At 30.8% G+C, this 2,459-nt stretch carries 3 protein-coding genes and 1 pseudogene; 2 read left to right on the forward strand and 2 right to left on the reverse strand.

The window, feature by feature from the left end:
* Positions 1–66: 66 nt before the first annotated feature.
* Entirely contained in the window at positions 67–642 is a 576-nt protein-coding gene (locus LWW95_12055) for an N-acetyltransferase (GenBank protein ID MDL1957760.1), read from the reverse strand.
* A 78-nt stretch (positions 643–720) separates the two neighbouring features.
* Positions 721–1,626 (reverse strand): annotated as a pseudogene (locus tag LWW95_12060) (Gfo/Idh/MocA family oxidoreductase).
* A gap of 350 nt (positions 1,627–1,976) precedes the next feature.
* Between LWW95_12060 and LWW95_12065 the strand changes: the two are divergent.
* Together LWW95_12065 and LWW95_12070 are read left to right on the forward strand one after the other, a co-directional pair.
* On the forward strand, positions 1,977–2,207 hold the full coding sequence (locus LWW95_12065) for a ribbon-helix-helix protein, CopG family (GenBank protein ID MDL1957761.1): 231 nt from the start codon (positions 1,977–1,979) through the stop codon (positions 2,205–2,207).
* Positions 2,197–2,459, forward strand: a 263-nt coding sequence (locus LWW95_12070; GenBank protein MDL1957762.1) for a PIN domain-containing protein, incomplete at its 3' end; no start/stop codon positions are given. The genes LWW95_12065 and LWW95_12070, both read left to right, overlap by 11 nt.

Raw genomic sequence — 2,459 nt, forward strand, 5'->3', positions numbered from 1 at the left:
TGCTTGCTTTATTTCATCTTTAATAGACCTATATTGAGCTTTAAGATCAAGTAATGGTATATTCACTTATTCCTCCTTTACTAAGCCATTTTCTTTTTTGTATTTTTTACCACATGCAGGACAAACAGCTGTATCACTTGCAAATTGAAGCTTTGTCCCACATTCACACATCCAACCTGTAATTTTAGCAGGGTTGCCTATAACAAGGGCATATGGAGGAACATCCTTTGTTACCACTGCGCCAGCACCAATAAAAGCATATTCTCCGATAGTATGGCCACATATAATAGTAGCATTAGCTCCAATCGTTGCTCCTTTTTTAACAATTGTTTGTTTAAATTCATGTTTACGAGGGATGTGGCTTCTTGGATTAAGCACATTAGTAAAAACCATAGAAGGACCACAAAAAACATCATCTTCTAATATTACTCCTTCATAAACACTTACATTATTTTGAATTTTTACATTATTTCCAATTTTTACTCCTTTACCTATAAATACATTTTGCCCAATGACACAATTTTTGCCAATTTTAGCCCCTTTCATAATATGGCAAAAATGCCAAATTTTAGTACCCTCTCCAATTTCACATGGTTTATCTATTATAGCTGTAGGATGAATAAAACATTTTTCAGGCTGAATCTTTAATTCTATTACTGCTCCATTTTTTTCTAAAGAGCGCTGGCATGCATCTAATACTTTAAGTACTTTAAGCCCTTCTTGACCGTCTGTTTTGGGTTTATTGCGAGTTTCAATACAATGTAAAAAATGAAGGCATTCTTCTCTTAATGGCTCCTTCATTTCAAATTCTACTTTTACTGCTTCAGCCATTTCAGGCACAGGCATGCGATTGATCCAATTGATTTTATGAGGGAAAAGAAGAAGTTTTTTATCTTTGCTTACATCATCAAATTGAGCCATCTTTTTATCGCCAATTACTATCAATTTTTGTTCTTTGTATGGATGTAACCAACTAACAAAAATATGAGATTTAACACCACTTGGGAAATTTAAAGTAGAAACCGTAACATCAGCAATATGAGGATGTAAATAATTTCCACCAAAAGCAGAGACTTCATTTGGTGTTTCTTCTAAAAAATATAAAATAATTGATATATCATGTGGGGCAAAACTCCAAAGGATATTTTCTTCACGACGGAATTTCCCTAAATTTAAACGATTTGAATAAATATATTGAATTTTACCTAATTCGCCTGATTTTATTAATTCTTTAAGTTTAATTACAGCTGGATGATATTGAAGAAGATGACCTACCATTAAAATTACATTTTCTTTTTCTGCAAGTTCTACTAACTCCTTTGCTTCATCTACATGTAAGGCGAGAGGCTTTTCTACTAAAACATCTTTTTTATGTAAAATAGCTTCTTTGGCTAATTGATAATGTGTTTCTGCAGGGGTGGCAATAACTATTCCCTGAATTGTTTTATCTTTTAAAACAGCAAGATAATCTTGAGTTAATCTTATATTTGGATAATTTTCAGCATAAAATTTAAGCCTTTTTTCATCTTTATCACAAATAATTGAAAGAGCACCTAATTGGAAAAAGTTTCTTACATGATTTTTACCCCAATATCCAGCCCCAATTACACCAATGTTGATATTCATAGGAAACTCCTTTTTTGTATTTGGAAAAATTTAAAACATTTTTCATTAAGGTCAAGAGAAAATTTATTTTTTAAAAATAAATATATAAGAGAATTTAAAAATGAGAGAGCACATATTTTTTATAGTAGCTTGTTTGCTTTTCCTTTTTGTCTCTACACCAGCAATTGCTTTAATGACCATTTTCACAGAAATTACTTTATTTTTTTGGATTAAGTGTTGGATTGAAAGAGTAGATGAGCAGATAATAACTTCCCAATCATTCTCTTTGTCTTGTAAATGAGATTGACAATAAAAACATAGTGATTTATTATTTTATTAATTATTTAATAATTAATTAAAAGGAGTTAAACATGGCTACTAAAATATTGACAATAGCGGTTTCGGAAGAAATTTGGAAGAAAATTAAACAAATCGCGGCTTTACAGGGGAAAAGTATATCAGCCTTGATGAGAGAACAAATAGAAAAATTTTTAGGGGAAGAAAATAGATATACAGAGGTTCATGAAAGAATTGCAAAGATAGCTAAGGAAAACAGAGGCAAGTTAGAAAAGTGGAAAAGAGAAGATCTTTATGATGTATAAAGCTTTTTTTGATACTAATATTTTAGCCTACGAATTTGATAAGAGTGAACATAGAAAACAGGCTTTAGTAGTAGATTTGATTAATGAATGGAGACCTTCAGGTCGGATGATAATTTCGACTCAGGTGCTTCAAGAACTTTATGTAGTTTTAACACAAAAGCTTAAACCTGCTTTAAAAGAAGAGATAGCTGAAGAAATTATTCAAAATTATAGTAAACTTGATATAGTGATAATTGATCCTTCCCTAATTTT

The organism is Candidatus Desulfofervidus auxilii (genome assembly GCA_030262725.1).
Classification (GTDB): domain Bacteria; phylum Desulfobacterota; class Desulfofervidia; order Desulfofervidales; family Desulfofervidaceae; genus JAJSZS01.

Excerpts from the sequence above, each read along its gene's own strand:
- LWW95_12065 (MDL1957761.1), top strand. The coding sequence starts at position 1,977 with ATGGCTACTAAAATATTGACAATAGCGGTTTCGGAAGAAATTTGGAAG.